Source organism: Microbulbifer sp. MLAF003 (assembly GCF_030012965.1).
GTDB classification, from domain to species: Bacteria; Pseudomonadota; Gammaproteobacteria; order Pseudomonadales; family Cellvibrionaceae; genus Microbulbifer; species Microbulbifer variabilis.
Genome location: NZ_CP120232.1, coordinates 3,701,341 through 3,724,686 on the forward strand (window position 1 = coordinate 3,701,341; position 23,346 = coordinate 3,724,686).

19 protein-coding genes are annotated in these 23,346 nt (G+C 41.5%); 9 read left to right on the plus strand and 10 right to left on the minus strand.

What is annotated here, in order from left to right; all coding sequences use genetic code 11:
• The first annotated feature begins 469 nt into the window (after nt 1-469).
• Entirely contained in the window at nt 470-1,390 is a 921-nt protein-coding gene (locus tag P3339_RS17755) for a hypothetical protein (RefSeq protein ID WP_282951394.1), read from the plus strand.
• A gap of 346 nt (nt 1,391-1,736) precedes the next feature.
• Nucleotides 1,737-2,318 (plus strand): hypothetical protein, encoded by a 582-nt coding sequence (locus P3339_RS17760; protein WP_282951395.1) that lies wholly within the window; start codon nt 1,737-1,739, stop codon nt 2,316-2,318.
• A gap of 424 nt (nt 2,319-2,742) precedes the next feature.
• Here the strand turns inward: P3339_RS17760 and P3339_RS17765 are convergent, their stop codons facing one another.
• Nucleotides 2,743-4,692 carry an aconitate hydratase gene (locus P3339_RS17765; protein ID WP_282951396.1) on the minus strand — a complete coding sequence of 650 codons (1,950 nt, stop codon included), beginning with the start codon at nt 4,690-4,692 and terminating at the stop codon, nt 2,743-2,745.
• A 580-nt stretch (nt 4,693-5,272) separates the two neighbouring features.
• Here P3339_RS17765 and P3339_RS17770 point away from each other — a divergent pair.
• A complete protein-coding gene (locus P3339_RS17770) occupies nt 5,273-6,298 on the plus strand; it encodes a patatin-like phospholipase family protein (RefSeq protein ID WP_282951397.1) in 1,026 nt (341 codons plus the stop codon).
• A gap of 216 nt (nt 6,299-6,514) precedes the next feature.
• On the opposite strand, the gene P3339_RS17775 is transcribed toward P3339_RS17770, so the two are convergent.
• Entirely contained in the window at nt 6,515-7,165 is a 651-nt protein-coding gene (locus P3339_RS17775) for a class I SAM-dependent methyltransferase (RefSeq protein WP_282951398.1), read from the minus strand.
• Between the two features lie 509 nt (nt 7,166-7,674).
• Here P3339_RS17775 and P3339_RS17780 point away from each other — a divergent pair.
• Entirely contained in the window at nt 7,675-8,517 is an 843-nt protein-coding gene (locus P3339_RS17780) for a DUF4396 domain-containing protein (RefSeq protein WP_282951399.1), read from the plus strand.
• 395 nt (nt 8,518-8,912) lie between these two features.
• Nucleotides 8,913-10,034, plus strand: a complete 1,122-nt coding sequence (locus P3339_RS17785; protein ID WP_282951400.1) for an acyltransferase family protein — start codon at nt 8,913-8,915, stop codon at nt 10,032-10,034.
• A 166-nt stretch (nt 10,035-10,200) separates the two neighbouring features.
• Here P3339_RS17785 and P3339_RS17790 read toward each other — a convergent pair whose 3' ends face one another.
• Nucleotides 10,201-10,821 (minus strand): LysE/ArgO family amino acid transporter, encoded by a 621-nt coding sequence (locus P3339_RS17790; RefSeq protein WP_020412257.1) that lies wholly within the window; start codon nt 10,819-10,821, stop codon nt 10,201-10,203.
• Nucleotides 10,822-10,942: 121 nt separating this feature from the next.
• Here P3339_RS17790 and P3339_RS17795 point away from each other — a divergent pair, with 121 nt between their 5' ends.
• Together P3339_RS17795 and P3339_RS17800 are read left to right on the plus strand one after the other, a co-directional pair.
• Nucleotides 10,943-11,128: a LysR family transcriptional regulator gene (locus tag P3339_RS17795; protein ID WP_282951401.1), complete on the plus strand. Its 186-nt coding sequence runs from the start codon at nt 10,943-10,945 to the stop codon at nt 11,126-11,128.
• Between the two features lie 5 nt (nt 11,129-11,133).
• Complete coding sequence (locus P3339_RS17800) at nt 11,134-11,844, plus strand: ArgP/LysG family DNA-binding transcriptional regulator (protein WP_282951402.1); 711 nt, start codon at nt 11,134-11,136, stop codon at nt 11,842-11,844.
• Nucleotides 11,845-11,965: 121 nt separating this feature from the next.
• Here the strand turns inward: P3339_RS17800 and P3339_RS17805 are convergent, their stop codons facing one another.
• The 5 genes from P3339_RS17805 to P3339_RS17825 form a co-directional block, all read right to left on the minus strand.
• Nucleotides 11,966-12,442: a fatty acid desaturase gene (locus P3339_RS17805; RefSeq protein WP_282951403.1), complete on the minus strand. Its 477-nt coding sequence runs from the start codon at nt 12,440-12,442 to the stop codon at nt 11,966-11,968.
• Nucleotides 12,424-12,861, minus strand: a complete 438-nt coding sequence (locus tag P3339_RS17810; protein WP_282951404.1) for a fatty acid desaturase — start codon at nt 12,859-12,861, stop codon at nt 12,424-12,426. The genes P3339_RS17805 and P3339_RS17810 overlap by 19 nt, the downstream gene beginning before the upstream one ends.
• 19 nt (nt 12,862-12,880) lie before the next feature.
• Entirely contained in the window at nt 12,881-13,687 is an 807-nt protein-coding gene (locus tag P3339_RS17815) for a hypothetical protein (RefSeq protein ID WP_282951405.1), read from the minus strand.
• Between the two features lie 588 nt (nt 13,688-14,275).
• Entirely contained in the window at nt 14,276-15,280 is a 1,005-nt protein-coding gene (locus P3339_RS17820) for an alpha/beta hydrolase family protein (RefSeq protein ID WP_282951406.1), read from the minus strand.
• 156 nt (nt 15,281-15,436) lie between these two features.
• Complete coding sequence (locus P3339_RS17825) at nt 15,437-18,742, minus strand: DUF5060 domain-containing protein (RefSeq protein WP_282951407.1); 3,306 nt, start codon at nt 18,740-18,742, stop codon at nt 15,437-15,439.
• A gap of 1,088 nt (nt 18,743-19,830) precedes the next feature.
• Here P3339_RS17825 and P3339_RS17830 point away from each other — a divergent pair.
• Nucleotides 19,831-20,832 carry an AraC family transcriptional regulator ligand-binding domain-containing protein gene (locus tag P3339_RS17830; protein WP_282951408.1) on the plus strand — a complete coding sequence of 334 codons (1,002 nt, stop codon included), beginning with the start codon at nt 19,831-19,833 and terminating at the stop codon, nt 20,830-20,832.
• A 134-nt stretch (nt 20,833-20,966) separates the two neighbouring features.
• Here the strand turns inward: P3339_RS17830 and P3339_RS17835 are convergent, their stop codons facing one another.
• Both P3339_RS17835 and P3339_RS17840 read right to left on the minus strand, forming a co-directional pair.
• A complete protein-coding gene (locus P3339_RS17835; RefSeq protein ID WP_282951409.1) occupies nt 20,967-21,758 on the minus strand; it encodes a nucleoside deaminase in 792 nt (263 codons plus the stop codon).
• 67 nt (nt 21,759-21,825) lie between these two features.
• The gene (locus tag P3339_RS17840) at nt 21,826-22,695 is read right to left on the minus strand and encodes a LysR family transcriptional regulator (RefSeq protein WP_282951410.1); all 870 of its coding nucleotides are present in this window, start codon (nt 22,693-22,695) and stop codon (nt 21,826-21,828) included.
• A gap of 95 nt (nt 22,696-22,790) precedes the next feature.
• Here P3339_RS17840 and P3339_RS17845 point away from each other — a divergent pair, with 95 nt between their 5' ends.
• A complete protein-coding gene (locus tag P3339_RS17845) occupies nt 22,791-23,294 on the plus strand; it encodes a lactoylglutathione lyase family protein (RefSeq protein WP_282951411.1) in 504 nt (167 codons plus the stop codon).
• The last annotated feature ends 52 nt before the right edge of the window (nt 23,295-23,346 follow it).

Consider the following 23,346-nt stretch of genomic DNA (forward strand, 5'->3'; position numbering starts at 1 on the left):
ACGTATCAAGAATGTAATTCCATTAAAATTTTCCAGGAAAGTAATGCAGCATTTTTTGACTCCAACCTAGTCCCCTTCTGTTTATCTAAAATAGTTTTGAATAACACAACAACAATCAATTCACCTGTGTGTCAACCCATGTTGTCCAGAGAAACCCTATAACCAAAACCTACATTTGCTTTTATTAGAATTTATTCTTCGATCTCGGATGGTACGTTTTATTATGAGACTTTAGTCCCAAAACGATTAGTTGATATTTTTAACGCCAAAATAGTAGATAACATGTTGTCTTTATTGACTTACCCGCCTTACCAACGGTAAACTTAGCATGCTATTTATTTTGGCTCCAACCTTTATGACGCCCTCTACCAATTTGGTTATTACTAGTTTCTTACAATTTTACTTTAACCCAAACAAAGTAAATAAATTACGCACGTCAAACCCTCCTCCATAAGGAAACTTTGCCACCATGCACCTTGTGAACAAATTTAAATCTATTAAAAAAGCTTGCACATTTGTCACTTTACTACTGCTTTTTAATCTACACATTGAGGCTTGGGCAAGCACTGATAAGACAATAAAGAACATTTATAATCAGATACGACAGATCTACAAAAACTCAAGAATAGATAAAAATAAGATAAATTCGGCCAAACAATTTTATGTAGATAACGTCACTCCCATTATAAACTCCAACGAATTTATAAGTTTTAGCGGGATTGAATTGGAATACCTATTTCAAGCTACAAAAATTACGATTGCCTATAACCCAGAGATTAAATATGTCGACGACATGAATAAGGTATTAAATTATTTGAAGGTGAAAAATATTATAAAGAAGCGCCACTTGGCCGATCTACAAGAAGCCTATATCGCTACTCGGCAATTTGAATTGGCTAGAGATATGATCAAAAATAAAAACTTAGACTATTTGCAAGCGATACCGAAAGTTTATAGAAATAAAGAAATAGCATCTAACCACCCTACTATTTGGCAAATAGGGGAAACATCTCTTACACAACGCGCATTTAGTATACCAAACGATGGGCCATTTGTTTTAGTAGTATCAAATCCCTTGTGTAATTTCTCAATTTCAGCAGCTAAATATATTGTTAGTGATAGGGAGTTGGAAATGATTTTCTCTGATTACTCATATTGGCTCACTGAACCTAGAGGAAAGTTGTACATAGAGAGCTTTCTTAAGTGGTCACTAAATTACCCAAAGTTACCTGCAGGATTAATGCATATCGCACCACCATGGCCGGGACACCCTGAGCTTAGAAGCAATATTGGAACTCCTGCATTTTATTTTTTTCTGATGGAAAACTTACCGAGTCATTTGTTGGCTGGCCTCAAAAGGGAGAGCCTACAGCACTCAATAATGCTTTGACCAATATCAATTTGAACCGCTCGCAGAAAATAGCACCAGAAAATAGCATAGATGGCAAATAAATTTTATTAGATTAGTTTGCATTGTATGCTGAACAGGCCTAAGCAATAAACCTTATATAAGAGGCATAAAAATTAAAACTGATATCAGTGCAGATCATAGTAGACAACTAGTCATAATTTTGAGTCAGAGCAAAATTTGACCTTTTTCCAACAACTTTAATCTAAAATTCAGAGATTGTTATTTGGGCCACAATTAAACCTTTTGAGATCTGTAAGTACTTAGAATTCATTCTTACATCGCTGATTATCTGAATCAGGTATGATCATTTATAGATAGGCAAAACATGAAAAATATCAGAAAAACAGTATCAATCCTTACAGTTACATCTATTTTCTTCTCACTTCAGGCATCTACCCTGGAGAATTCATCTCAAAATCAAAGAAAAAAATTCAACCACAGTAGGTCAATGAAAGATAAACAGCAATATTGGATGGAGAAAAGAAGGAGTGACTTCCTACTTGCTCCAATAAAAAACAGAAAAGAGTTAGACAAGTATTTAGAGATTACTCCAATAGAGAAATCACCCTTAGGTGCACTACCAGAAATAGAGAGAGAAATATTTGTTAACAGTTTAACTTTTACCAATAAGGGGGTGGCTGGATTTGATCATAGCATGCTTAGCTATGACCCAACAGCAACAGAAGTCTACAATATACTTTCGTTATTTGGTACTCAATCCATGACTCCATTTTTACCGGGTTTAACAGTAGCGTCAGAATCAGATAGCTCGATAATGGCAGTATCAAAAATTATGCAAGGCGATTTTATTTTATTGAATAGCTCATGTATATGGAATACTGATATCAGACAATTCTTTTGTGGCCGGCAAGGAATAGAGATTTGCTTCCCTAAAATTTGCTTTTAATATCACGTTTTTTAAATTCCAGGCTACCCTAAACTCTATAAAGCTAGGCAATATTTTCACATTTTTTCCTATTGCTTTAGAAGTTTTACCTGTCTATTATGCCAGCATCAACGCTAACTATATTGAAATAGTATTCATTCATTAAGAGGAATTGCCCGAATGAGACTCCTTAATAAATTAGAAACTAGAATAATAATCTACAGTGTCGCCTTATCAATTACAAAAAGATTTAAATACATGCATTAACCTCACGGAAATATTGATTTTTTCCTTTAATTAGAATTATAGAATATTTCAAATTTTAATATCACACAACCCACCTAGTTCATAAATAATAAAGCTTTTCGCTCATGGCTAAGACACTGGATACAATATCCCATCTTAAGATAAAAATTATTATAAAGAATTATGAATAAAGTAAAATCTACGACTTCCCGTTACTCAGATACTTTTCTCGTACTTGATTAATCATACCACCAGCCTCTAGCACCTCAATTTCATCCGCTGACAGGTCACTCCGCAGATTTATACTCTCGCCAGATGACTTAATCAAAAGCTTTACGGCGTTGTTTGACTTCAATTGTGCTATTGGCTTGTCAATCTCAAGAATTGAATCTTGCTCAAGTCGGTCGTAATCATCAAAGTTCTCAAAAAGCAGTGGCAGCACACCAAAGTTAATGAGATTACGGCGATGGATACGAGCCATGCTTTTTGCGATTATGCACCTTACGCCAAGAAACCGTGAAGATACCGCTGCATGTTCACGGCTGGAGCCTTGCCCATAATTTTCACCACCAACAACAAAACAGTCACCATTCAATTTCATTGCCCGCTGGTAAAAGTTTTCATCGATACGGGAAAATGTATAGCGACTAATGGCGGGTATGTTTGAGCGCAAAGGTAAAATCTCCGCTCCGGCAGGCAGTATTTCATCCGTAGAAACGTTGTCACCCGCTTTCAGTAATAGCGGGCCCGTTAAGATGTTCGGAAGCTTTTCAAAGTTTGGTAACGGTTTGATATTCGGACCTTTAATCAGTTCAACTGCTACAGAGATTTCTTGGGGTGGTTGAAGTAACGGTCTTATATCTGGCAGATATTCCGGCTCACTAAAGCTGGGATAGTCCATATCCAGGTCACGAGGGTCGGTGATCACGCCCTTCAGTGCACTGGCAGTGGCAGTTTCAGGGCTGCATAAATAGACTTGGTCATCTGCTGTGCCGGATCGACCGGGGAAATTACGTGGCACAGTACGTAGGCTGATACGGCCAGTGGCGGGAGCTTGCCCCATACCAATACAGCCGCCACAGCCTGTTTGGTGCAAGCGCGCACCAACTTCAAGTAGTTTTGTGAGATCGCCACTCCGGCTAAGCTCTTCAAGCAATTGGCGCGAGGTTGGGTTGATATCAAAAGAGACATCGTCGGCTAAACGACGACCTGCGACAATACGCGCTGGTATGGCGAAATCCCGCAGCCCCGGGTTAGCGGAAGAGCCAATATAGCTCTGGTAAATAGGGCGCCCCGCCACCTCACGTACGGTTACCACTTTATCTGGGCTGGATGGGCAGGCGATTAGCGGCTCAAGATCAGATAAATTGATAGTATCCTCTTCGTCATAGCTCGCACCCTCATCGGCTTTCATTTCTACATAATCGCTTTCTCGGTGCTGCTGTTTGAGAAAAGCTTTCACAGCTTCATCGGCAGGAAAGACACTGGCAGTGGTACCCATCTCCTGCCCCATATTGGCGATCACATGGCGGTCCATCGCGGTCAGATTGGCGAGGCCTGGGCCGTGATACTCGACAATCTTATTCACACAGCCCTTCACTGTTTGCCGGCGTAACATTTCCAGGATTATGTCTTTGGCACTGACCCATGGCGGTAATTCACCCTCAAGCTTTACGCCAAGCACTTTCGGCATTTTCAGCGCGAAGGGAACGCCAGCTATAGCCATGGCCACCTGTAGGCCACCAGCACCAATGGCCAGCATGCCCATAGAGCCGGCGGCACAGGTATGGCTATCGGCGCCAAGTAACGTCTTTCCGGGGATATCAAAGCAAGCCATATGTACCGGGTGGCTTACACCATTACCGGGACGTGAGAACCAAAGTCCAAACTTGCGACAGGCGCTTTGCAGGAACAGGTGATCATCAGCGTTTTTGAAGTCCGTCTGTAGGAGGTTATGGTCTACATACTGTGCGGAAAGCTCAGTCTTGATTTGCGATAAACCAAGCGCCTCTAGCTCTAACATTACCAGAGTGCCGGTGCCATCTTGAGCCAACGTCTGGTCAATCTTTATCTCTATTGGACTACCGGGTTCCAATGAACCGCTCACGAGATGGCTCTTGATCAGTTTCTGTGCGAGGTTCATAGCCATAATGGGTACCCTTCCTTAATCTGGGAAGCTCCACCTGCGGCGCTTCTTAGCCCTGATCATTGTAGTCCGACCCAAGATAGTTACTATGTGTGTCTAAATGCCCTTCTGTACTTGCATGGTTAATTAAGCGACGGACCGATAACCTTAAGCCTCAAAAAATAGGAAAACGCGTTATTCCAAACATGTCATTAATAATGGTCTTTTGTTTTGCCTTTTAATAAACAAGTGATCATATCCAACAGCCTCACGTTCTGTGTATAAATCTGTGGCTGTACATTCCTTGAGGACAATAAGGAACTATTAAGATTTTTACTGTAACTATAAAAGTCAGCGTAAATTTTTTGCTTTTAAAAAAGCTGATAGTTGCCCACCAACCCGTTTATGTGCATGCACCAGCCTTCTTTAAAATTTATACATTCCTGTTATTCATACAGAAATACTGCTAAACAGGGGGATTTTTTGTACCGACAAACTCTTTCGGTATGTAGTAGTCATCTCTGATATTTAAAGCATTAACTGTTGATCCTAGTGCTATCTTTCTAGAATCGCACACAATTAGTAAAGACGAGGAGAGTGAACAGTGGCGATCAGAATCCTATCTATTGATGGAGGGGGGATAAGAGGCATACTGCCTGGTGAGATATTGGTTTCTCTTGAACACAAGCTGAGAGTGAAATCAGGCAATCCCGACGCCAGAATAGGAGATTTTTTTGATCTGGTTGCAGGAACAAGCACTGGCGCTATATTAGGCGCGGCCTATATTTGTCCAAACAAGGAGGGAAGACCCAAATTTTCAGCCCGGGAAGCGGTAAATATTTACCTTAAAGAAGGAGGTAAGGTGTTTGATACTGGAATCTGGCCTTACCTGAACAAGCTGAGACTGCTTAAGGAAGAAAAATACTCTACACATGAACTGGAAAAGATATTAAAGAAGTATTTTGGTAAAACAAAGCTAAGCAAACTATTAAAACCCACCTGTTTCATTTCTTATGATATTAAAAAGCGCGAGCAAGTTATCTTTAGGCAACACTGCGCCATAATAAGAGATGAAGATTTTTTGGTAAGAGATTTACTAAGAGGCAGTACTGCCGCACCAACCTACTTTGAACCTGCACGTATTTATTCGCTGCCGCCACTTAACAAAAAATATATCCTGGTAGACGGCGGTATGGTAGCCAGTGACCCTGCATTATGTGCCTACTCAGAGGCCATTAAGTTTAGCGGTGTGGGTGGTATTAAGGATATGATTATTGTATCTCTTGGCACTGGTAAACAGCTAATAAGCTACAAATACAAAGAAGTCAAAAATTGGGGCATTTTTAACTGGGCGAGACCAGCGATAGATATCGCACTGAGTGGCGGAGCCCAAATGACGCATTATTATCTGAAACAAATTTCATCTACTGTAGAAAATACAAAGTACTTCCGAATTCAGCCAGATCTATATGATGCTAATCCCGCATTGGATGATGCATCCCCCAAAAACTTGAAAGAATTGAAGAGGTCTGGTGAAAGAAATGCAAAGCACTATGATAAATTACTGGATGACATTACTCGGACATTGCTGAACACACAAGATATTCATCAATATGAGCAAGGATACTGATACCTATCAACACAAAATTAGCTAAGCCAATAAGTAATCATTCAAGTACTCTATCAAATAGAGACCAAGCGTTAACAACCTTTTCATGGACTTTACCACTGCTCAAAACATACCAACTCTGTGCTTGAGGCTTCATTGCCAAATTTTCATTGAAATCATACCCGAAACAATCAGCAGCAACACCAAGTTTTTTGGTAACCCTATATAATTTTCGGCTCAAGCCTCACATAAAATAATATTTATTAATTTTTCTACTCGATCACCAGTATTGCTCTCTCCATATTCAATATGCTTTTCACTACATATACCCCTAAAGCCAGCTTCAATTAATTGAGTTCGAATGTCGCTTTCATCAAAAAGCTGAAACCCAAACGGTGTGAATGACAAACTCTGCATAAAAGACTTATCACCAAAAGCTAAACAAAATTTTCCTTCAGGTACCAGTACTCTGCGTATTTCAGATAAATGTTTTTTGAGAGATTCCCAAAAGTAGACGGTGTGGACAGTAATCGCCTTCTCGAATTGGCTGTCGGCAAACGGCAACCTCTCCGAGGTTCCAACTTTAAAGTCCATTTGTCCCGATTCAATGTGTTTAGAATTGAGAGTTTTCGCGCTCGCAACCATTTCACTGGACCAATCGATTCCCGTATAGCGAATACTGGAGCCTTTACGAAGCACATCTACTGCAAACTTGCCATTGCCGGGCCCAATCTCAAGAATATGGTCATGATCTACCACATTAAGCAATTCTAGTGCAGCCAGGTTCGTTGCTTTATTAGCCTTGTTCATCTGCAGTGCAGTATCTGAAGCTAAAGCACCAGATGGTTTCCTTAGCTGTTCCGCGACCAGTTTAGGATCTTTAGACATTTATTCTCCATTTAGTACCAATTGTAGAGCACATAAATAGCACTTATGTACTTACATAACTGCAATTAATCTAGAAATTAACAGCAGTTTTTCGATTGCTTTTTACATCGCCGCTTAGCGTCTAAAAAATTTTTTTGACCTGTTATTGCGTTGTTCACATAACTCACCATCAAATTTCTCTAAACATGATCCAAGCAACAATATACGAGCCCAGGTCAAATCAAAGTGTAAAAGCAGCTAATCTTACGTAACTTCAATAGATCAAGCTTAAGCCAAATTATTTGGTGGATCAATTAGGTAAATATAACTCTATATCAATTGAAGTACTTCAAGTATTACCCTAATATCTTCCAAGATTATCTTGCTGCACTATAGTCCTGAAAAAGTAAGTGCGATATATAAATATGTAACTTCGAATGGATACAGCCAATACCCATCCAAATTCTCAAAAACCGGTAACTATCAATTAAACTACTAGATATCAGCCTAATCCTTAAAGAGAATCTGGTATGCTAAATGGCGCTATGCTTGTCTGGTTTATTTTCGCGGCTATAAGTGTGGTCTTTGTCGTTTGGGATTCCATCACCAATGCGCCGACCAGCTGGGTACAACGTATGGCATGGATATTGGTGGTGGTATATACCGGTGTTGTCGGATTAATACTCTATCTTCTTACTTGTCATCGGCCTTTCCCTGGCGCCCACGATACTTTTACTCGGGCAACATGGAAGCAAAGCGTAAACAGTGAGATGCATTGCCTGGCTGGCGATGCAACTGGAATCGTGATTGCAGCATCAATAGTTCCTATTTTCGGACTCACTAATGGCTGGGATGCCACTATTGAATACATTGCCGGTTTTATCTGCGGGCTCTTTATTTTCCAAGCACTGATGATGCGTGGTATGTATCAGGGAAGCTATCTAAAAGCTGTACGTAAAACATTCTTCGCCGAGACTGTTTCTATGAATATGGTGATGGGAGGAATGATTCCAACTATGGTAATACTGGCTTCGCTATGGCCCGGATCAGAAGAACCCACAAATGCCACATTTTGGTTCCGAATGAGCCTTGCAACTATCGTCGGTGGAATAATCGCTTACCCTATTAACTATTACTTGGTTAAAAACCACTTGAAACATGGGTGTATGACTTTACCAGGGCGGGATGGGCCTGCACCTCATTTAGGACACTGCTCGCTTGAAAGCCATCTCACCGATAAGAACCATAAAGAACATGGTATGACAATGCGCACCCTGCCTCTTTCAATTGCAATCACTTGGATAGCGTGCACCCTTATTTTTCTTCTATTTACAATTCTAATAACGAATCAGTTTGTACCCCTACGATTTTGATTAACAAAGACCCATATTTTTTAAAAATTTGGCTGGAAAGATATTATTATAAGAAATGATCTCTTTCCATACATCACTTTCTCTTTTTTAATTTCGAAAGGAAAATTTTGATTCGTCAGAGACATACTTATCAATATATTCATCAGATTAGGAGTTTGATTCTTATCACTAACTCTTTCGCAAAAAAGAGTCATCGGAGAACCTCATAATCATTCAATAAGAAAAAATTGGACAGAGCTACATCTTGTTGATTTATGGTAGTATCAAAGGAAAGTAGTTACCAAAATAAGCCTTTTGATTGGCTTTTAGTCAATTCATTTTATGGCAATAGTAATAGAGTAGTAACAAGAAGTGTTCAACTTCTTACGATTGGCCAGGGATAGAGGCTGTCAACCATGAGTAAGCGCTTACTTAATCTTGATACCCTACGTGGACTGGCAGCCCTTTTGGTTGTTTGGCAGCATAGTAGCGAAGTATTCATTCAAATACCTAATATTGCCCTGCATGGGACAGACCTCGCTAATTTTATTAGCCAGTTGGATTTTGGCAGAATAGGTGTTCTCTGCTTCTTTTTGTTATCTGGCTATGTAATTCCTCATAGTCTGCTTGAAGCGAATCGCCCTCTAAAGTGCTTTGCTATACGACGCTTCTTTCGACTTTACCCTACGTACTGGGTTTCTCTCATTATCGCAGTTAGCTTTACATGGTTATTTGCTGGTCACATTTTCTCGCCAGTAGCTGTCCTGGCAAATACCACTATGCTGCAAGGACTCCTGGGCTTTGAAAATGTGCAGAAGTTATACTGGACCCTTACTGCAGAGCTTATTTTCTACTTACTATGTGCAATGATGTTTGCCCTTAAACTACTAGGGAATCCAAAGAACCTTTTATTGCTTTGTTGGGCGACGCTGTCTTTATTTATCTGTCTACAGCTTTTCGAACACTCACCAGCTTTACAGCTACAACTACCAGTAACAATCACTTATATCCCTTATGGTATAGCCGTAATGTGCTGTGGAGCCTTACTCCGTTACTGTTTTGAGACCAAGAGGTTTCATCGCTATGCTGTATTGGCTATAGCTTCAACGTTCTCTATCCCTATACTGGTGCTAAGCTTGCACCTTTTCGGTAATTCCATTAGTAGTGAGCCCGTTCGCTTTGGACTGTCGCACCTGATTGCTCTGGGTATTTTCCTCTCAGTAATATCATTACCTTTAAATTCCATACGACATTTCGCCACCCTGGGAACAATCAGCTATTCCATTTATTTATTTCACTTATGCATGATATACGTGATGAAATGGTCTATATCCCAGCCTTGGGGCCAAGTTTTTTCAGGCTTCCCTTTATCCGTTTATCTGTCTGTAACAACATTGGCCAGTATAGCGCTGGCAACCTTGATTTACTGGCTTATTGAAAGGCCATTTGTCAAGTTGGGGCGCTCTTTAAGTACCAGTGCTCAAGATGCGGAGAGTGCCCAACAACAAGAAAGTGAGAAGGTTGCCATAAGAACGTAACCCATTCACCAATACTCTGAAAAACCGTATATTTAGTGAAGGCCCATACAACTGTGCCCCTTCACTGGAGTTGAAACTGGTCTAGCTTCTATAAGGGCCTATATAGGGGCCTACGAGATAAATCGGTAGACCCCAATTTCACATCGATTGATAACTTTTTGTAAAATTAGCTAGCCCAAAGCAGGCTTGCCGCAATCGACCACATCATAATACCCACCAGAACATCCAGCACACGCCAGGTCTTCGGATTCTTAAACAGCGGTTGCATCATACTGCCACCTACTGATAACAGCGCGAACCAGAGTACCGAGGCACTGCAGGCACCAATCACGAAGAACAGAGTACCTTCCCCGGCATACTGGGCACCAACCGACCCGATCAGCACTACGGTATCCACATAGGCATGGGGGTTTAGCAGGGTCAGCGCTACCGCGGTGATCAGAGCCGAGCGTCTCGATTTAACCCATTCCTTCTTGTCCTCAAGCCCTTTATTGGTTAAAGCGGAGCGAAATGCCATAGCGCCGTAGCCAACCAGGAAGGCCACTCCCAACCAGGTCAACCAGACCATCCAGTTGCCTTCCGCTTGGGCCAGGTGTGATACGAGGTAAACACCACAGGTGATCAGAACAATGTCCATCAAGACGCACAGCGCGGCGATACTGTAGTGATACTGGCGACGAATACTCTGCGTTAGTAGATACGCATTCTGCGCGCCAATCGCCATGATCAAACTGATAGTGGTGATAAAGCCCTTTGTCATAGGGGCCAGTAACAAACCCGAAACCACGGTGCCTCCTGTAGCTATTGAGTCTTGTCCGCGGGCCTGCGGACCTGGGAAGTGGCGAGAGATTAAGAGGGGCGCTAGAATAAGTAAATTTAATTATTTTAAGCCATCATAAGAAAATCTTATGCTAGATCTTAAGCAACTACAGGCGTTCGCCTTTGTGGTGGAGGAGCAGAGCTTTGACAAGGCCGCATCACTGCTTCATGTAAGCCAATCTGCGGTGTCCCAGCGTATCAAAGCCCTGGAGGGACAGGTTGGTCAGGCCCTGCTGATCAGGTCTACCCCCTACGTCCAACGGAAGCCGGCCTGAAAGTAATGGGCTACTACCAACAGATGAACCTGCTGCAACATGAGCTGCTGGAGGATATCGATCCAGAGGGTAGCAAGACCCGCTATAGCAACCAAAACAAGGTGCGTATTGCCCTCAATTCGGACAGTCTGGATACCTGGTTTTTAAAAGCCATCACACCCTTGATCCGCTCACAGCACCTGCTCGTAGACCTGAAGGTAGATGACCAGGATGCCACCCATGAATTACTGAAGAACGGTGAAGTTATCGGCTGTGTTAGTTCTGTAACCAGTAATCTGCAGGGATGCCAGTCCCTGCTACTGGGACATATGGCCTACTACCCGGTATGCACTCAGGCCTTCAAGGAGCAGTACTTCTCCGATCCGGTAGATGTGGATGAATTTCGCTATGCTCCTGCCGTCGAGTTCAATTACAAAGACCAGTTACAGAGCCGTTATCTTAAGCAGTTTTGGGGAATTGAGGCAGGACAGTATCCCTCACACGAAATCCCATCCTCAAAGGGCTTTCTCAACTTCCTGACTTTAGGACTTGGATGGGGAATGGCACCGGATATTCAAGTTGCCGATTTACTGAAAAGGGGCACCCTGATAAAGCTCACCCCAGATCAACATCTGAAAATTCCGCTGTACTGGCATGTATGGAATCTAAAATCCTCTCTGATCAAGCAAATTACCAATACCCTTGCAAAGTTTGCTCACAAGGCCCTGCACCAGTGAGAGACCGGTGCCGGGCTTTATCGAGGTAACTATCATCAATACTATGGCCTTTAGTCAGCTCTAAGGGGAATACAATTGGTGAGAAACAACGTACAAGTGAAAATTTAACTGTCGCTAATCCTTACCTTACCACCTGCTTCAAAACACCTAGGTAATTATCGGCCAACTCAACATCATCGTAATAACCGCGCTCCTTCAGCAATTTATGCAGCGCTTTGAGGTTATATGTGGGGACCGCCATAAATGCATGATGTTCACAGTGGTAACTCAGACCATCAGTGGGGCTAACAAACAGTAATCCCAAGATACCCCTTGGAACCGAACGTGTATTATATTTAGGTTCCAGGTGGTAGAGGTCTTTAACACCTGCGTGTTCGGCGATTTGGCGCATCCGTATAATAGCCATATATACGGTGAGGTAGGCTATAACCCATAATATATAAAGCTGTGGAAAGCCAAAAGCCCATAACATCGAAAACATAACACCGTTAACAAATAAACCACGTGTTAACTGAAAATTAATCCGCTTTTTTCTGCTTAATAGATCTCGCCCACTTAGAAATAAGTATAAATTAGCCTTTAAACCAGTAATCCCCAAAAATCCCTGGTAAACTTTCTCACCAAGCTCAATTTGGTCACGGGGTAATCTTTATAGTTCTGTAGATCTGGATCTTGATCTGTCCCTGCTCTCCGGTGATGAAGCATGTGGCTTTTTATATAAGTTTCACCATCCATCAATAAAAATGGTGAAGACAACCATTTGGCAACAAATTTATTATAGGAGCGAGTTGCGAAAAGTGTTTTGTGACCCGCTTCATGCATAATAGCCGCCAAAGCTTGCTGCCGCCCCGCTAGTAAGAATACTGCAATAATGTAAGTTGACCAGTGTGGCAGTAGTGCTGCCACGACGAAAATACCTATTATTCCGAGCCAAGTGCTGACTACTATCCACCAGGCTTTGGCATCACTGCGCTCCAGAAATGGCTTTACCTCTTCTTTACTCACAGGAATATTCATCGCGGGGTACCTTTTTTGATTATGTGTCAACACCTAATTTCTGCAGTTGCTCCAGCCAAATATTGCGGCCTACACGATCATATTTACGTACAATTTTCTTTAGTTGCTGATACTTCTTTTGTGGCCTAATAACTTTTGGTAGTAAAGGATCGACCGCTAAACGGTGGATCGCCTCACCACCCAAGCGACATGTTTCATGCAACGAAGCACTAACAGACTTTGCTGCCAGGGATGTAAGGCTGCTTTCAAGCGAATGTATAAGAGCATCATATTCACTATCGAGCCGTTCGATATCCCATAAGTGGTGCGCCCAGTGACTAACTAATATGTCCGGTACGTCCTGCAACACAAAGCAATGAGCACTCTCTTCGAGACCAAGCCTTATCAGGGTTAGGGTCAATTCCGCATGATTGATGATTAAATTGTTCGGGCGCACCCATAGGTGATCTAGACCGGCAGCAAAGCCATACCATTCAAGTACCAGTATTGATTTTGCGCGGACCGCACGCGATACACCTTTGGGCAAATGACAGGCGAGCCAGCGATAATCCCAATTATCATAGTGAAAGGTATTTTGCTGCCAACGGTTAATAAAAGCACGTTTGGCCAGAGCCTTTTCCGTTAAACGGTACATGCCTCGCCCATTCTGAGTAATCAGACCGGCACCTACCAATCTATTTAATGTTACCCGCAGATTATTGATAGAAATATCAAATGCATCAGATATATAACCCAGCTGGCTAGTCGCCAGCTCATGTCGTTTATTAACACCCATTAGATCCAACAGAACATTTTTTGGAGTGGGCTCATAAGTGAACTGATACATAGTGAATATTACGACAATAGTCCCTATTTACTTTTTTGTGTAATATTACAGAGAAAACTCAATCATACAATATTGTGTAATATGCATCTTAGAAAAAAGTCACTTAATTCAACCTCAATTTAAAGTATCTCTACTGTGCCTATTGTTTGGTATGTATCGAGTAGTGTCATCCATTTTCATTTAGAAACTGAACTACTAAGAGTACACCCATAAGTAGATGCAATCGCCATCCCCTAAAGAGCTTGGAGACCCGGATTATAAGCGCCCTATCTCAATAGAAAACTACCAAGCCTTAAGCAAAAAGGGCCTGATTGACATAAACATTATTTAGACGTAACTCAATTACCTCCAATATATTCATGCTAACAATGCTTTAATTTTCTGCTTAGATCACTCCATACGTGAGTACAAATTTCTTAACAATAGGAATGAAAAACATACAAAAAATATACTTTCAAATAAGAAAATCCACTGCTGGAGATTAGAAAAAGAGTGTAGCCACCATGATAACTACTCTATGTAGTTATCATGGCCGTGGTTTAGTAGCTACCAACACCTTAAGATAAGTGGGTAAAAAATATTCTAAAACTAAAGCACATCATCTAAATGCTGTAAAAAGGGTACTATTGTTTGATTCCTCACGTCCTGACTCATGTCCCGACCGATGGTAGTATGATCCAAATTTACCCATCTCTGTGAATACCACCCTAAGTCAGTATCTTGAGCTGTATAAGCAAAAGAGTGAACCCCAGATAATTCAATGACCTCAGCCCCACCAGTCAACTGCCGAAGGTATAAATTATCTTTATAAGGAAATTGTGTATGGAGGTCAGTATAATAGCTTAAGTAGCTAGAATTCATGGGATTACGATGAAATGAAGAAGTTAATCCCAACTCATTTTGAGTCCATTTACAAACACCATCAAAACTGTGGACAACAGTTCGAATATTACGAAAATCTGGATCAGCTCGCATAGCTTTCGCCAGTCTCATCACGAGACAACCACCACGAGAAGAACCCGCCAAGTAAATAGTCTCAAGATTGGAGGCATAAGCCTTTGACTTTAGCCAACTGAGGTATGCCCTTTCTATACGAGACTTCTCATTACTACCAATCATCTGATTAAATTGCGTATCAAAAGCAATCGCCAAAAAGGTTTCATCTGTTGGAAAATGCTCTGAATCTAGCAACTGCCGAGCAAGTGAACGGCCATCTATGCTGCGAGAGCAAGATTGCTTTAATACCCCACAGTCTTTTTTAAATCCAGCTCTCTGGCCTGTCACAGAGCTTTCGACACCATTTCCTGGTGGCTGTTGTCCCGAAGCAATAAATACCAAGTTTCTTACATTATCGCGTGCTGGGTTTCGTACTCTAGCAATCTGAGTATGAAGCTGACGACTATGACTGACGCCCTCTACCTCCCAGGCTCTATACTCAGATAAAGTGTCTTGTTTGAGGCACCAAAAATTCTGGCAATACCGAACCCGCTCTAAATTCACCGAAAAATCCGACTTTGGCTCGAAAGCTTGAGCGTGGGCAGAATTAAAAGCAATCGACAACCAAAATAAATTTTTTATTATTTGAAGTTTCATTATTCACCAATAGTGTACTTTTATAATCTAATGATCCATGGCGACCCAAGCCTCATACAGCCTTAGTTACTACCTTTAGCAATGAAGTAGTCCCCAATTGAACAACTATAATGATCCAGCCGAAAGAGCCATCCATGGCTCTCACTGCAACAGTTACTACTCAACGGTTTCTGGATTATTTATATTCTCTGCATCAGATTCAGGTACATCAATATGCCGAAAAACTATTCTATCTACCTTAAATTTCTGCGAGCGACCTGACATCACCAGTTTATACGTTTCGCCTGCGTTTAGCTTATAAACGGCAACACGTTTATTGTTATGACCACCAGGATCTAATTTATTGCCGGATTCCCAGATGAATTTATTATGTTCTCCACCAAAGAACTTTGTATCTTTTTTCAATAGTTCCAGAGGGGCATCTTTACCATGACTATTCCCGGCATTAGGTCCCGCCTCATAATTTCCTTCAAGTCGAAAATAAGCATCATTTGCCAGATCTGTACGAAATTCACCCTCATACACTAAGTTTTCTTTTGCAGCGTGCAGATGCAAATAATACAGGCCACTCCTTGTAATATTGAAAGTATATTCTAGGGGTGATTTAGGTGGGCCATTTAGTGGTGTATTGCCATTAAATTCAAGATATCCATTGCCTGTATGACCGCCAATATTATTTTTCTTGATCCATTCATCTAGATTTGAGTAGGTATTTTCAGCCTCCATAATTACCAGACCATTTTGTTCTGTGTAGTCACCTTTAGGTTGATCTGGATTTAACTTGTCAAAATTCCAAATCGGACCGATATGACCACATCCTTCTTTACCTATATCCACACGGCCAGGACAGTAGTTTTCATCACCAGCATCATTTGCCGGGCCGTTACCACACTGAATATCATTGTACTTGGGACGGCCAGCCGATCCTGGACCCGGGCCAATTAGGTCACAAGCTTCTTTAACCGTCATTGTTCCATGGTCTGTCGAGACCATAATATCGGCAACATTGTGGTCAAAATTTGACTCACAAAAACATTGATCACCAATAGAGTAGCTATCCATCCAACTAGTTTGAGGTTCGAGTAAAACATCATCAGGGTTAATTGGTATAACTTTTACAATATCCGGGTGAACATTACTGTTTATACCTTCCGCTTTGATTACTACTGCCCAGTCCTGATTAGCTTCTGTTGGGGCAGTGCCAATACTATGAGTACCCATTCCGTCAAGTTGATTACCCAGAGTCAACTGGCCGCTTCTTGGATTGAACCAGTAAACCTTATAGGTATCCTCATTTGAAATCTCAATATTGGTCGTACCACCTTCGCGCAAGTAAATTAAATAGGCATTACCGCTATCTGAAAGTACCCAATCGTTATTGGTTGAAGTTACTTCATTATCCACATTTAAACTGTGTAAATTAACTTCAAGTTGGTTTTGCAGAATATCGTTGAAAAATTTAACAAAGTGGCCAGTTTGCTCCCAATGGTTATCAAACTCTCTCAGGTTCTCTACTGCTAGGTCATACGCGTGGCCAGACCCAGGGTTCTTTAAGTACCATTCAAATCCTGCTCCGCCTCCCATAACACTGCCCCACATCCAATTGACCCTCTGAACTTGGGTAACCTCAGAATAAGGTACAGGCGCTTGCCCGCCGGAAGCTTCAGTGAAGGTAACATACCAAAGATGGTTATTAGTTTGGGATTCAGCCAGCCATTTTCTGCTCATCTGATATGGCGCGTTACGATGGTTTGCATCACTAGGAATATTACCAATCTGAATGCTCGGTCCATCAAAATTACTATTTCCCAACAATGGTCGATAGTGCTGATCCCATTGACCACCATAAGTATGGAGTAAAGTGGGATGATCGTAGGGATCCACGTCTTTTAAGTATTGAGCGATTGCCTTGTGTTGCTCTTGACTAAGAGTAGTCTCCTCACCCATATTCCATTGCAGTGCAGGGTGATGACCAAAACGGGAAATCATCTCCCGATAATATAGTTTGCGTTCAAGCCCTAAGTCACCGTTATTCAGAATTTTATTATTCTCTGTTTCCTGTGTCATAAAGTGAATCAACATACCTTTACTGGTCATGTGATCCATTACGACCTCCCACTGGTCTAATTTACTGACATCAAACGCCCGATGGTTACCATCATATACTGCCCAAGGGTGGGCATCACAACCATCACCACTTTCGGTGTTTGCCATAATGTAAATTGCATTGACATTTTTTTCAGCTATATAGTTAACTAAACCAATAAGGCTTTTTCCTTTACTGTCTTTCCAGGTGGGATCTCCATTATTCCAATCATCAAGGTGGGGCTCAAAATTGTGTAATATACCTTTGCAGGAATTTACGTTGTAGTGTTTTTCTGTATTATCAAAGTCTGAATAACCAAAAATGTTTTCTGGGCTATCCATCCCACCTTCTATATATACTGACTTATCCCCCAAATGCTGTAAGTAGCGGGTTCCTTTTTTATGTATAAGTAACCCCTTACTCCTCATATCAAGCTCAGGTGCTGTGGATTGCAATACCGGGAAATAACCATTTTCACCATCAAATGAAACAGCATTGCCTGCATTTGTATCTAGATCAACTGCAACTTGGCTCCCTTGTCTCATAGATACATCGAAGAACCATTTACCTGAAGTTGGCGGTGAAAAGTAGGCACGCCATTTTGTTCCTTCAGTAGCACCCGTATTGGCCGAATTGCCATCAGCAGCGAAATGACCAGGCACTGTGTAGGACAAGTCACCTTGTGTAAATGTCACGTTATATCGATAATCGGTAAACGTAGCATCATTATTTTCTGATGCATACAAATCATCACAAGTAATCGTTATTCGGTGCCACTTTTCCAGCGTACCGGAAACAGTACAATGTTCACTATGGCCGATATCATCCGGGTCGACTGGCCCCGGAGGATCCGTCGGATCTGGGTCCGGATCTGTCGGGTCGGTTCCATCGTTCTGTTTTACAGTAAATGTAATTGAGGCACTGGTTCCGGCAGAACCTACCCCATCATCCTGGGAGTAAGGTGTAGCGGTAAGGGTGTAAGTTCCGACTACGGGGGTCCAATGATTAAAATCACCCTGATCATCACCAAATAGAGCATATGGTGAGGCGTTTTCAATCATATTGTGTGTCTGAGCCCCTGTTAACTCAAATACCACACTCTCTGCCTGATCACTATTTGCTCTAATATTTAATTGACTTCCAACCTGACTTAGATATATGTCTGTACCATCGGTTAGTGAAACAATATCCGAGTTGCCCTGTGAATTGACCAAGGTGAAAGACGATATTACTAATCCGTTTCCAGGGTTCGGTATATCAGAATTTGCCGAAGGGGGCGTGGTCTCATCGTCGGATTCACCAGATGACGAACCGCCACCACAACCAGCTAATGCAGCGGTAATCAGAAGTGCCAGAGGCAAGCTACTGTTATTCATTTCTACTATTCTCTACTTTAAAAGCAAACAATTATTTGCTAATTACAGAATTAAATGGCCATATAGAAATCGGCTACAACATGCAGCACTGGCCAGATACTAAATCGCGCAGATACATACCGACCGTGAATTCAGTCACATGCAGTCAGGACTAGTTCCACAGCTTATAGATTGACGAAAAAGAGTAATTTTTTTCGTGTTTTATAGTAAGGCAGTTTTGAACTACCTCTATTTTAATAATATCCAGATTATCCTTATTGAAACCCTAAAGAGATTAAGGGATCGACAAAAAAATCCTGAATAGAACTAATAACTCCGCAAGTCCCAAGAAGCTAAAATATCGAAAAAACTATAAAATATTATCAACCCATCAGGTTATTTCTATTTTTTAAAAACTCATGATAAATATCCTAAAACTGTAAGCTTGCACTCAGAACCCACTTAATCACCAGTTAAATAAAGGAAAATTTATTTTAATATTGAGATATCATTTGTACATGGACCAATTAAAAGTAGCACTACCTATCTATAGATTTATATTATTAACTTATAAATGAAATGATCCATCCAGAAAAAGCCAGGTGTCAGATAAAGATAATAAATAGTAACAATGCCCTGGACGGCTCTATGTTTTACTCAAAACATACATTCGCTAGAAAAATTTTTTATTCTGACTGCGATGATGACTTATCCTGATAACTCGGCCTTTCAAAAATCATCAAAAGCTTTGGGATGGCGCTCTAATGGAGTAACCATTTCCATGCTAGAGAAATATATAAAAACCCTATGTTAGTTACATCCTCGCTGATGAGACAAATTGAGACATCAATTGTTTTCCAATATTCACTAAAAAAATGGGTACATTCCCACCAGCACAGTAAAAAGGTTATCACTCGTAAGCGCAGAGGGAACTTTGTCTTACTAAATTCAAATTGTTGGTCAGAAAAAGTTAGTTCAATCTCACACTTTGAGTGTTAAATTCATAGTATAATGGCATTACTTTATAAATTAGCTTAAGAAATTCACAAACAATCTATTTATCATTTAATGACTGGCTTAATAGATTATTAGCGGTACAAAAATTTAGTATGACTACCAACATCCAGGAACTTTATGCTTCTGAGCCAACAGGGTTGGCAACATCCACTTATCGTCACGTGCAATACTGGCAAAACTTGGGGTTTCCAAGAGATAAGTTAAAGAATATATATGGTGATCATTACGCTAAGTTACAGAACTTACAACATCGTGTACCAGTAAGATTGACAGGGCAAGCACTTCAAGAAGTATCCAACTACTTCAGTGATAACACCATAGCGTTTCGTACCGGTCTAGATGTATCAATTTCCAGCATTCAGGCATTTGCGCATGTCTTAATGGCTTGCCCTACCGTTCGCCATCTTGTTAGCCTTGGCACGCAATTCCAGCAACTTGGCACGCAAGGCTATCAGGGATTATTCAGTGAGGGGGCTGAGCGCTCCAGCTTTGATATTTTAATTCCCAGCTTTTCACCATTCACTACACAACAAGTCGAATTGAATATTGGAATCATCTTCAAACTAATTTCAGATATTGTTGTCGATTATGAAAGCTGCCACCCAGTTATTCACTTCACTCATCATAATTCTGAATTGATGAACAGTGCACCATCATTGATTAATGTTCCCATTGAATTTGGACATCAAAAAAACTGCATCAGTTTTGATAATTCTATACTTGATAAACAATTATGCAGTCCAGGGAAACCCTCTCTTGACTTCAATAAACTGGCTGCCAAAAAACAGCTCCAGAAGATGAAATCAGATGAGTCTCTACCTAATCGATGCAAAGATATTATCAAAGATTACTTACCTGAGGGTGCGGCCAGTCTGGATTTTTTAGCAGATATACTACAAGTTAATAAGCGCTCCTTGCAGATTCGCCTAAATGCACAAAACACTTCTTTCAGGCGTATACTGGATTTAGCTCGGAGGGAGAAGTTGAATTCACTGGATATCCAATCCATGGATAAAATGCAAATTGCAAAAGCATTGGGATTCTCAACGGTTGTTGCATATGAAGAATCCTATAAACGCTGGAGAAATACTTGATCAAATAAGTCAATATCTATTAGCGAGTATATAGCTATGGCTTGGCTTATATCACTCGCTCCCTTAACAGTTTAGCTGATTGTTCTGGAGTAAACACTCCAATATTTTTCAGATAAAATTATATCATGTTAGTGTTAGCGCAGCTCCCCCACTATACATCGATCAATATCTCCCTGAGTATTTTTTAATTGCTTCAACTGTTTTTGGCTCTCAGACAGCACAATATTATTTGCTTGATATTTAGGTTTGAACTCCATTAAACGCTGGTGGGCAGTGCGATAAATATTCTTCGCTTCTGCACTCATAAGAAAATCTGTCATTACACTACCAAATAACAAACGATAACTGAAAAATGCCCCTTCAAGCTGTGCTCTCTGTAGCAAAGTAGATGGCCCAGAAGAAATATTCCTGGCTCTATAGGTTGCGGGAATATCTATCTTACAGATATTTTCCACATGCTCCTTCGACTCAATTTTATATTTACAGTTAGATTTAAAATCCTGCTTTAGTCTTTCTATATTTTTCCCAAAATTCGGATCTGACTGACCATAAACAATTCTGGAAACTTCAAGAAAAATCATCATACCTCCACACATCATACAGGGCTCCAGAGTGCTATAAATCGTAGTATCAGCCAGGTAATCAGTCTCTTTACCCCTGCACTTACTACCAATACACTGCTGCATTACTCGCACTTCAGCATGTTGGGTTTTATCTCGACACAAGCCAACAGCATTGCGCTGCACTCCTAAAATTTTGTCCTGCTTATTGTCATACAGGACCGCTGCAATATTGTACCCTCGCTTTTGCTTTTCTTTTAGATCCACCCAATCCAAGTAAGCAACCGAGTATGCGAGCAACATCAATATCTCGTCTTTTTCCTGCTGGATAGGTGAATTGGGTATTAACTCAGCTTTCGCACTCAAGGCAAGCATTCCGAAAAACAAATATGAGATAAAACGCAACATACAATACCCGAGGCGTTCCAATTGACTAAAGCCATTCCTTGGTTAGCGCGATCACAGTTTCTACCCGCGCCGGCATCACTTTGTGGCGGCGGGTAACCAGAAACAAAGTCTCACTAATAGAGTGCTCCAAGCGATGGGGTTTAATCTGCCCGAAATTCTTAAATGCATTTACTGCATGGGCAGACAGTACAGTAAAACCCAAGCCCATACTGACAGGTTCTAGAATCAAGCTAATTTGGTTAGAAAATCCCTTAAGAGCAAACATATCCACATGTTGAAAGTCGGGATAATTAGCGCCCAGCAACAAGCCCGCCTGATGGGCGCCATCTGGGTGGCCGATGTATCCGAGCTGTACCAATGAGTGCCAACTCAACCTCTTAACTGACGCAGGGGTCACCAAAAGTAGCTCCTCCCTCCCCACGGGCTGGCTTGCTATTTCCGTCAGCGTCGAGGGAGTGGTGATAAACCCGATATCCGCCTTGTATCCAAGTATGGATTCTTCTACGCCACTATTAGGGGCGAAGTGATAGTCTATGGTGAGTTTCGGGTATGTCTTCTGCAAATTCAGTAATTTGGGGTATAGCTTTAGCCCGACACTACCGGGAGACTGGATTCTCACTTGCCCTTCATAAGCCGGATCTTCACTAAGGCGTTGACCCAGTGTAGAGAGAGAATCGACGATATCTTGGGCTTCGATATATAACTTTTCACCCGCCTGGGTAAGGGTGAATTGCTTTCCATTCCTCTGGATCAGAGATAGCCCTAGAAAGTCCTCTAACCGACGCAAGTGCTGACTGACGCCAGACTGGGTCATGTGCAGGTGCTGCGCCGTTCTGGTAAAGCTGCCCAATTCTACCAATGCACAGAAACTGCGCAGCCACACAGGATTTATCATTACAAAAATTACTCAAAATAATCACAAATCATAATTATACGTAATGGATTATCCACAGTAACTTAGAAACGGACGCAACTTTTGGAGAACCACCAATGAAGAATGTTTATCCGAGAAATTTTTCTCACATCGGCATATCGGTGCCAGACCTGGAGGCGGCTGTTAAGTTTTACACAGAGCTCATGGGGTGGTATCTGATTATGCCGCCAACGGAAATCAATGAAGATCATAGCGCTATTGGCGAGATGTGCACCGATGTCTTTGGGGCCAAATGGGGTAGCTTTCGCATTGCCCACCTGTCGACCGGTGACCGTATCGGAGTAGAACTATTCCAGTTTCCTAATCAGGAAAACCCAAAAGATAATTTTGAATACTGGAAGACTGGTATATTCCACTTTTGCGTGCAGGACCCAAACCTTGAAGAGCTAGCTGAAAGGATAGTCGCCGCCGGTGGTAAAAAGCGCATGCCCAAGCCCAGGTATTACTATCCGGGAGAGAAACCCTATCGCATGATTTATATGGAGGACCCCTTCGGAAACATCCTGGAACTCTACAGCCATAGCTACGAGCTGATCTATAGTAGCGGTGCCTACACCTGATACTGTACATCTTAAAAGCTTGGGTTAGAAAAGGGCACCAGAGATTTTCCGG

Bases quoted from the DNA above. Each gene is read 5' to 3' on its own strand.
- P3339_RS17760 (WP_282951395.1), top strand. From the start codon at position 1,737: ATGAAAAATATCAGAAAAACAGTATCAATCCTTACAGTTACATCTATT.
- P3339_RS17820 (WP_282951406.1), bottom strand. From the start codon at position 15,280: ATGAAACTTCAAATAATAAAAAATTTATTTTGGTTGTCGATTGCTTTT.
- P3339_RS17830 (WP_282951408.1), top strand. From the start codon at position 19,831: ATGACTACCAACATCCAGGAACTTTATGCTTCTGAGCCAACAGGGTTG.
- P3339_RS17785 (WP_282951400.1), top strand. From the start codon at position 8,913: ATGAGTAAGCGCTTACTTAATCTTGATACCCTACGTGGACTGGCAGCC.
- P3339_RS17800 (WP_282951402.1), top strand. From the start codon at position 11,134: ATGGGCTACTACCAACAGATGAACCTGCTGCAACATGAGCTGCTGGAG.
- P3339_RS17775 (WP_282951398.1), bottom strand. From the start codon at position 7,165: ATGTCTAAAGATCCTAAACTGGTCGCGGAACAGCTAAGGAAACCATCT.
- P3339_RS17815 (WP_282951405.1), bottom strand. From the start codon at position 13,687: ATGTATCAGTTCACTTATGAGCCCACTCCAAAAAATGTTCTGTTGGAT.
- P3339_RS17795 (WP_282951401.1), top strand. From the start codon at position 10,943: ATGCTAGATCTTAAGCAACTACAGGCGTTCGCCTTTGTGGTGGAGGAG.
- P3339_RS17755 (WP_282951394.1), top strand. From the start codon at position 470: ATGCACCTTGTGAACAAATTTAAATCTATTAAAAAAGCTTGCACATTT.
- P3339_RS17810 (WP_282951404.1), bottom strand. From the start codon at position 12,861: ATGAATATTCCTGTGAGTAAAGAAGAGGTAAAGCCATTTCTGGAGCGC.
- P3339_RS17845 (WP_282951411.1), top strand. From the start codon at position 22,791: ATGAAGAATGTTTATCCGAGAAATTTTTCTCACATCGGCATATCGGTG.
- P3339_RS17840 (WP_282951410.1), bottom strand. From the start codon at position 22,695: ATGATAAATCCTGTGTGGCTGCGCAGTTTCTGTGCATTGGTAGAATTG.
- P3339_RS17765 (WP_282951396.1), bottom strand. From the start codon at position 4,692: ATGGCTATGAACCTCGCACAGAAACTGATCAAGAGCCATCTCGTGAGC.
- P3339_RS17780 (WP_282951399.1), top strand. From the start codon at position 7,675: ATGCTAAATGGCGCTATGCTTGTCTGGTTTATTTTCGCGGCTATAAGT.
- P3339_RS17825 (WP_282951407.1), bottom strand. From the start codon at position 18,742: ATGAATAACAGTAGCTTGCCTCTGGCACTTCTGATTACCGCTGCATTA.